The sequence below is a fragment of the Mycolicibacterium elephantis DSM 44368 genome (assembly GCF_004014805.1).
In the GTDB taxonomy this organism is placed as follows: Bacteria; Actinomycetota; Actinomycetes; order Mycobacteriales; family Mycobacteriaceae; genus Mycobacterium; species Mycobacterium elephantis.
Genome location: NZ_ATDN01000047.1, coordinates 1 through 8589, shown reverse-complemented (window position 1 = coordinate 8589; position 8589 = coordinate 1). Strand labels below are relative to the sequence as shown.

The window sequence follows — 8589 nt, the reverse complement described above, 5'->3', positions numbered from 1 at the left end:
TCGGCCTACCCGTCGTCCCCGACGTGTAAATCACATACGCCACATCATCGGCATCCGCTGCCGGCAACGCCGTCACCGGCAGAGCCGGGTCCTCGACGGCGCCGATGTCGACGACCAAGAGCCCCTCACCGTCGAGCTGCTCGGCCAACGCCGCTGTGGTGATCACCGCGACCGGAGCCGCATCGGAGAGGACGAAATCCCGTCGCGCCGCGGGCACCGACGGATCGATCGGCACATAAGCCGCGCCGGTCTTGACCACTGCGAGGATCCCCATCACCGCCTCGCCCGTACGCGGCAACAACACCCCCACCCGATCACCGGCACCCACACCCCGGCCGATCAACAGATGCGCCAACCGATTCGACGCCTCGTCCACCTCGCGATACGTCCACGACCGCTGCCCGTAGCTGATCGCCACCGCGTCCGGAACACGAGCGGCCTGCGCAGCGAACATCTCCGGGATCGACGCCGCCGACACCGGCTCAGCCAACCCCGCCCGATTACCCCACTGTGACAACCGAGCCCGCTCGGCCTCATCGCACACATCCACCGACGACAACCCCCGCGCGGGATCGGCGGCCATCGCCACCAACACCTTCTGCAGCCGCTGGATCAGCGTCTCGATGCTCGCCGCGTCGAACACGTCGGTGCGGAACTCCACCTCGCCGACGATTCCGGTGGGCGTGCCCTCTGCATTGCGCCGCTCAGCCAAGCCGAACGAGAGGTCGGTGCGTGCGGTCCTTGTGTCGAGCGGTATTTCGGCGACCTGCACATCGCCGAGTGCCAAACCTGCCGAATCGCCGTCGTCCTCCTGCACGTTGCGCCAGGACAACATCACCTGGACCAGTGGATGATGGGTCAGCGACCGGGTCGGGTTCAGCCGCTCGACGACGACCTCGAACGGCACGTCCTGATTCTCGTAGGCAGCAAGACTGCGGGAGCGCACCTGCGCCAGCAGTTCGGCAATCGTGGGATTCCCGCTGACGTCGACCCGCAACACCAGCGTGTTGACGAAGAAGCCGACCAGGTCGTCGAGCGCGGGATCACGCCGCCCTGCGATCGGAAAGCCCACCGCTACATCAGAACTCGCGCTGAGTTTGGCCAACAGCACCGCCAACGCGGCCTGAACGACCATGAAGCTCGTGACGTTGTGTTCGCGGGCCAGCCGGTCGATCTTTTGTTGCAGCTCGGCCGGCCAGTCGAACGACACGCTGGCGCCCCGGTAGTCGGCGATCGCCGGATAGGGCCGGTCGGTGGGCAGCTGCAGATGCTCGGGCATGCCGGCCAAGGCGGCTTCCCAGTAGGCCAGTTGCGCGGCGATACGACTTTCTCTGTCGGTGACGTCACCGAACTGTGCGCGCTGCCACAGCGTGTAATCGACGTACTGCACCGGTAATTCGGCCCAATCCGGGCTGTGGCCTTCAGATCTGCCGGTGTATGCGACACCGAGGTCACGGACGAGCGGTTCGATCGACAGGCCATCGGCGGCGATGTGGTGCACCACCGAGACGAGCACATGATCATCGTGATCGATGCGGAAAAGCTTTGCCCGTAAGGGAATCTCGGTGGCGAGGTCGAACGGTCTCTGCGCGACGTCGTCGAACGCCTCCTTGCGCTGATGGTCGGACCAGTCGGCGGCATCGATGACTTTCCAGCCGAAATCGATGTCCGCCGGCTGCACCACGAGCTGCCGCGGGATGCCGTCGGGCGCGACGAACATGGTGCGCAAGGTCTCGTGCCTGCCGACCACGTCGGTCAGGGCCGCGCCCAACGCGTCGACATCCAAGATGCCGTGCAGGCTCAGCGCCACCGCGATGTTGTAGGTCGCCGACGGGCCCTGAAGCTGCTCGATGAACCACAATCGGTTCTGGGCGAACGACAACGGCACCTCTGCCGGTCGTTCGGTGGCCGCCAGCGGCTCCACCCGGCCCTCGCCCTTGCGGATTCGCGGCGCGAACTGCCCGACCGTGGGCGCTTCGAACAACGTCCGCACCGAGACCCCGGCGTCGAAGCTGGCATTGACCGCGGCCACCAGGCGCATGGCCAACAGGGAATCGCCGCCCAGCTCGAAGAACGACTCGTCCACACCGACGCGGTCGAGCCCGAGCACGTCGGCATAGATGCCGGCCAGGATCTCCTCGGTCGGCGTGGTCGGGGCCCGGTACTCGCCGGCGGTGTATTCCGGTGTCGGTAGGGCCCTTCTGTCGAGCTTGCCGTTGACCGTCAACGGGAACTCGGCCAACGCCACCACCGCGGCAGGCACCATGTACGGAGGCAGCCGCTCCGCCAGCGCGACGCGGGCCTTGGCCGGGTCGGCTGTTCCGGTGATATACCCCACCAGTCGCTTGTCTCCCGGGCTGTCCTCCCGGGCGATCACCACCGCCTGCTCCACACCGTCCAACTCGGCGAGGGCGGCCTGCACCTCGTCGGGCTCGATGCGATAGCCGCGGATCTTGACCTGTTCGTCGGCGCGCCCGAGATACTGCAGTTGGCCGTCGGAGCGCCAGCGCACCAAGTCCCCGGTCCGGTACATGCGCGCGCCGGTGGTGGCGGCTCCCGCGAACGGGCACGCCACAAACCGCGACGCCGTCAAACCCGACCGGCCAAGGTATCCGACGCCCACGCCGCGGCCCGCGACGTACAGCTCGCCGATGACGCCGACGGGTACCTGTCGCAGCTGCTGGTCGAGGACGAACAGCGCCACGGTCGGCGGCGGCGCACCGATCGGCGCGGCACCCGTGCCCGCGGCCAGCGGACTGCTCAGCGACGCATAGACGGTGGCCTCGGTGGGCCCGTATGCGTTGATCGCTACGCGGCCGGGTGCCCATTGATCGACCACTTCGGCCGTGCAGGCCTCGCCGCCAAGCAACACCGCCGTCGACTCCAGGCCGTTCGGGGAGAGCGCCGCCACCGCCGAGGGCGTCTGGGTGAGCACGTTGACCTGTTCGGCGACCAGCAGGGCATGGAAGTCGTCGGGTGAGGCGACCACCGCCTCGGGCACCACGACCAGTCGTGCACCGCCCAGCAGCGCGGCCCAGATCTCCCACACGGAGAAGTCGAACGCGTATGAGTGGCACTGGGTCCACACCTGCTGGGCCGGCAGGTCGGTCGGCGTGGAATCGGCCAGGTGCGCCAGGTTGGCGTGGCTGATCGCCACTCCTTTGGGGGTTCCGGTTGTGCCCGAGGTGTAGATCAGGTAGGCGATGTCGTCCGGGGCAGGGGCCGGCAGCGGGGTGCTGGGCTGGGCTTCGACGGCCGGGTCGTTGACGTCTATGACGGCGATGTCGTGTCCGTCCAGCCGGGCCCGCAGGTCGGCGGTCGTGATGACGGCAACCGGCGCGGCGTCGGTCAGCATGAACTCCATACGCGCGGCAGGCAACGTCGGGTCGATCGCCAGATAAGCCGCCCCTGTCTTCAGCACCGCCAGCATCGCGACGACGGCTTGGGCCGAGCGCGTCAGCAGCAATGCGGCACACGAGCCGGGACCGACGCCTCGCTCAGAGAGCAAGTGCGCCAGCTGGTTTGCTGCGTCATCGAGTTGCTTGTAGGTCAACGTCTGATCACCGAATCGCACGGCCACCGCCTCGGGAGCCCTGGCGACCTGCGCGGTGAACAGCTCGGGGACCGACACCTCGGCCGGCAGGGGACGAGACAGCAGGGCGCGATTGCCGATCTCGTCCAGCCGGGCGTGCTCGGCCTCCTCTAGCACGTCCAGCGACGACAGTCGGCGCGTCGGATCAGCGGTCATCGCCACCAGCACGCGACGCAACCGGTCCATCATCAGCTCGATGCTGGACTCGTCGAACACGTCGGTGCGGAATTCGGCCAGCACACCGATGCCGGTGGGCTCGCCGGCCCGTGTCCAGCTTTCGCTCATCGCGAAGGCCAAGTCCACTCTGGCGGTGTGCGTGTCGACCGGAATCTGGCTGATCTGCAGATCCCCTAGGGCCAAGGCAATCTCGTCGCTGGCCTCCCCGGGAAGATTGCGCCAGGACAGCATCACCTGGACCAGCGGGTGATGGGTCAGCGACCGGGTCGGGTTCAGCCGGTCGACGACGACCTCGAACGGTACGTCCTGATTCTCGTAGGCGGCGAGGCTGCGCGAGCGCACCTGCGCCAGCAGTTCGGCAACGGTCGGATCACCGCTGACGTCGACCCGCAACACCAACGTGTTGACGAAGAAGCCCACCAGGTCGTCGAGCGCGGGATCACGCCGCCCACCGATCGGAAAGCCCACCGCCACATCAGAACTCGCGCTGAGCTTGCCCAACAGCACCGCCAAGGCGGCCTGCACCACCATGAAGCTGGTGGCGTTGTGCTCGCGAGCCACCTGCGCGATTCGCTGTTGCAGTTCGACAGGCCACAGCGTCGAGATGCTGGCGCCGCGTTGATCAGCCACCGGTGGGTATGGCCGGTCCGTGGGCAACTGCAGCCGCTCGGGCATGCCGGCCAGCACGTTCTCCCAGTAGGCCAGCTGTGATGCGATCAGACTGTTCTCGTCGTTCAGATCGCCGAACTGCGCACGCTGCCACAACGTGAAATCGACGTACTGGACCGGTAGCTGGTCCCAGACCGGGTCCAGTCCCGCGCAGCGGCACACATAGGCCACACCGAGGTCATTCACCATCGGGCCCATCGACAAGCCATCGGCGACGATGTGGTGCGCCACGCACACCACCACATGTTCGTCGGGTCCGACCCGGAAAAGCTTCGCCTGCAGCGGTATTTCTGCCGCCAGGTCGAACGGGTGCCGCACGACAGCGTTGATGGCGTCGTCCAGCTGCGCTTCTGACCAGTTGGTGGCATCGACGACTTCCCAACCGAAGTCAGCCTGCCCGGCAGGCACCACCACTTGTTGCGGTATGCCCTCCGGCGCCGGGAAGATGGTGCGCAGGCTCTCGTGACGACCCACCACGTCGGCCAGCGCCGCACCCAGCGCCTCCACGTTCAGATGTCCGCGCATCCGCAGCCCGACCGCCATGTTGTACGTCGGTGACGGCCCCTGCAGCTGGTCGAGGAACCACAGCCGGTTCTGGGAGAACGACAACGGGATCACGGCGGGCCGCTCCATGGCCACCAACGGCTCCAGGTGGCCGTTGTTCCCGCCGATGCGGGCCGCCAGCTGGGCGATCGAGGGCGCCTCGAACAGCGTCCGCACCGAAAGACCGGTGTCCAGGCCGGTATTGACCGCGGCCACCAAACGCATCGCCGACAGGGAATCCCCGCCCAGTTCGAAGAACGAGTCATCCGCTCCGACGCGCTCCACGTCCAGCACTTTGGCGAAGATGCCCGCCAAGATCTCCTCGGTGGGCGTGGACGGGGCGCGGTACCCCTCGGTGTCTCCGAACTCCGGCGCCGGCAGGGCCCGGCGGTCCAGCTTTCCGTTGACCGTCAAGGGCAGTGCGTCGATCACCAGGATCGCCGCCGGGACCATGTACTCGGGTAGGCGTTCGGCCAGCGCCGCGCGCGCCTTCGCGGGATCGAAGGCGGCTGAGGCGGCGGTGACATACCCGACCAGGCGCTTGTCGCCGGGCTTGTCTTCGCGGGCGATCACGACCGCCTGGTCGACGCCGTCCAGCTCGGCCAACGCCGCGCGGACTTCACCCAGTTCGATGCGGAAGCCGCGGATCTTGACCTGTTCGTCGGCGCGACCCACATAGCGCAACTGTCCGTCGCGGCCCCACCAGACCAGATCCCCTGTCCGATACATGCGTTCGCCCGGCGCCCCGTAGGGACACGCCACGAACCGCGACGACGTCAGCCCGGCGCGACGCCAGTACCCGATACCCGTACCCGTACCTGCCACATAGAGATCCCCGATGACGCCGGGCGGCACGGGTCGCAGCCACGCGTCCAGCACGAAGAACGCCAGATGCGCCAGCGGACCGCCGACCGGGCTGACATCGTTGTCGGTGTCGGTGGCAAGGATCTCGCGGAACGAGGCGTGCACCGTCGTTTCGGTGGTGCCGTACAGGTTCAGCAGGCGGGGCTGACCGGGGTGGGCGTCGAGCCACGTGAGGAGACGTTGCGGCTCAAGGGCTTCCCCGGCGAATATCACATCGGTCAGCTTGAGCTGACGCCCCAGTTCGGGCTGCAACGCGTCGGCGGTTTGCAGCGCGTAGAACGCCGAGGGAGTCTGGCTCAAGACGGTGACGCCTTCCGCGGCCAACAGCGCGTGGAACTCCTCCGGTGAACGCGCCACCGATTCCGGCACCACGACCAGCCGCCCGCCGTACAAGAGCGCGCCCCACATCTCGCACACCGACACGTCGAAGGCCAGCGAATGCCACTGTGACCAGACCTGTCCCGCCAGTTCCATGCTGTCGTCCATGGCCCCGAGCAGCTGGATGACGTTCTGGTGAGCGATCGCCACCCCCTTGGGGGTGCCGGTGGTGCCGGACGTGTAGATCAGGTAGGCGATGTCGTCCGGAGCCGGCGAAGGCAGTGCGGTGCGTGGTTGGCTGCCGATATCGGTGGTATCGACGACGATGACGGCCAGATCGCGTTCATCCAGCCGGTCGGCCAGGTCCGCGGTGGTGACGGCGGCGCTCGGAGTGGCGTCGTCGAGCATGAAGTTCATCCGGGCGGGCGGTACCGCCGGATCAACCGGTACATAGGCCGCCCCGGTCTTCAACACCGCGAGGATCGTCACGATCGCCTGTGCGGAACGCGAGAACAGCAGCGCCACCCGGTCCCCGGGGCCCACCCCTCGCCCGGACAGCAGGTGCGCCAGCTGATTGGACGCCTCGTCGAGCTCACGATAGGTCATCGTTTGACCCTGGAAGCTCAACGCGATCGCTTCAGGGGTGCGTTTCGCCTGCATCGCAAAGACTTCCGGGATCGACTGGAATGTCGATACCGGCTCGGCGATGGTCACCCGGTTGCTCCAGGCGTCGAGCCGCGCCCGCTCGTCGGTGCTGAGCAGGTTGGTTGCCGGTAGCGGTTGGTTGGGGCTGGTGGTCATGGCCACCAGGACCCGCTGATACCGGTCGATCAGCGCGTCGATATCGGCTTCATCGAACACGTCGGCTTCGAACTCAACCCGCAACGTCAAACCGTCGCTCGGGATTGCCTGCACCGCAAGCGGATAGTGGTTGTACTCGCGATGGTTGAGGTCGGCGATTGCCAGCCCGTCGGCGCCCGACAGCGCGGCCGGGTCCACCGGGTAGTTCTCGTAGACGAAGAAGGTGTCGAACAGCTGGTCGTGTCCGGTGATGCGGTGTATCTCGCTGAGCGCCAGGTGTTGATGGTCGAGGGTGTGGTTATGAGTGTTCTGTAGTTGGTTGAGCAGTTCGACCGTGGTGGTGGCGGCGGTGACGCTTGCTCGCACCGGCACGGTGTTGATCAGCAGGCCGACCATCGACTCAGCACCGGGAAGTTCGGCCGGACGCCCGGACACCGTTGTGCCGAAGGCGATGTCCTGCCGACCGGTCATTGACATCAGCAGTTGGGCGAACCCGGCCTGCAGGGTGGTGCTGACGGTGGTGTGATGGGAGCGGGCCAGCTCGCCGACTGCGCGGGTGAGGTCCTCGGAGATTTGGAACACCTTGACGTCTCGGTGTTCCGGGCCGAGCCGATCCGGCGGGCCGATGAGGGTGGGTGTGTCGAAGCCGGACAGCACCTCGCTCCAGGCGGTGCGTGCGGTGTCGAGGTCGCGATCGGCCAGCCAGCTGATGAACCTGCGGTATGGCACCGCCGCGGGCAGCCACTGCCGGTGATAGCTGGCGAACAACTCGCCCAGCAGGACCGGTAGCGACCAGCCGTCGAGGATTATGTGGTGGTTGGTGAGGATGAACCGATGTTCGTCGATGCCGCTGCGAATCAGGGCAGCCCGAAGCGGAGGCTGAAAAGCCAAGTCGCACACCGCGACGCGTTCGGCTGCGCACAGCTGCGTGATCTGCTGGTCGATATCTCCGCCTGAGCTGACCAGGTCGAGATAGCGCCAGGGCACTGCGGGGTCGGCGGGCAGAATCTGCACCGGTGCATCGAATTTGTCGGAGAACCGGGCCGCCAGTTGGGGATGGCGGGCAGCTACCGCCTGCACCGCCTCGGCGAGCCGCTGCTCGTCGAGAGGGCCGGTCAACGTGATGTCGAGTTGCACCGCGTATACGTCATCGCTCACACCGTGGGCGGTGTTGGCATGAAACAACAACCCCTGCTGCAGCGGGGTCAACGGCAATACGTCAGCTATCCGCATATTGCCGTTGGAGTTCGTCGAGCTGTTGTTGGGTGAGGCCGATCGCGATGTCGGAGGGGGTCAGTCCGCCGCCGCCGCAGCGGACGTGGGTGCAGATGCCGGTGAGAGCGTCGAACCAGAGTTGGCTGAGCCGGTTGACCTGCGCCTCGTTCAGTACCGACGGCGCCCATGTCCAGATCGCGCACAGGCAGGGGCCGGAGTCGGTGTCGACGGTGCCTGCGTTGAGCTCCAGTGTGTGCGTCAACGGTATCGGCGGCTTCACGCTCGGGCTGACGGTGGCCAAGCCGTCCCAGCAGATCTGCCACAGGTCACCGGATGCGTCGGCCGTCGTCGCACCTTGGCGGCCGAGGTAGTTGAATCCGATTGGTGGGTCGGGGCTTTGCAGGTCGATG

2 protein-coding genes are annotated in these 8589 nt (G+C 66.9%); both read right to left on the bottom strand.

The features are described 5' to 3' along the window. Positions 1-8197 (bottom strand): non-ribosomal peptide synthetase (locus tag MELE44368_RS22605; protein ID WP_457920268.1); only part of this gene is annotated, 8197 nt, incomplete at its 3' end. Beyond that, a partial coding sequence (locus tag MELE44368_RS27610; RefSeq protein WP_457920267.1) for a hypothetical protein occupies positions 8184-8589 on the bottom strand: 406 nt, incomplete at its 5' end. The genes MELE44368_RS27610 and MELE44368_RS22605, both read right to left, overlap by 14 nt.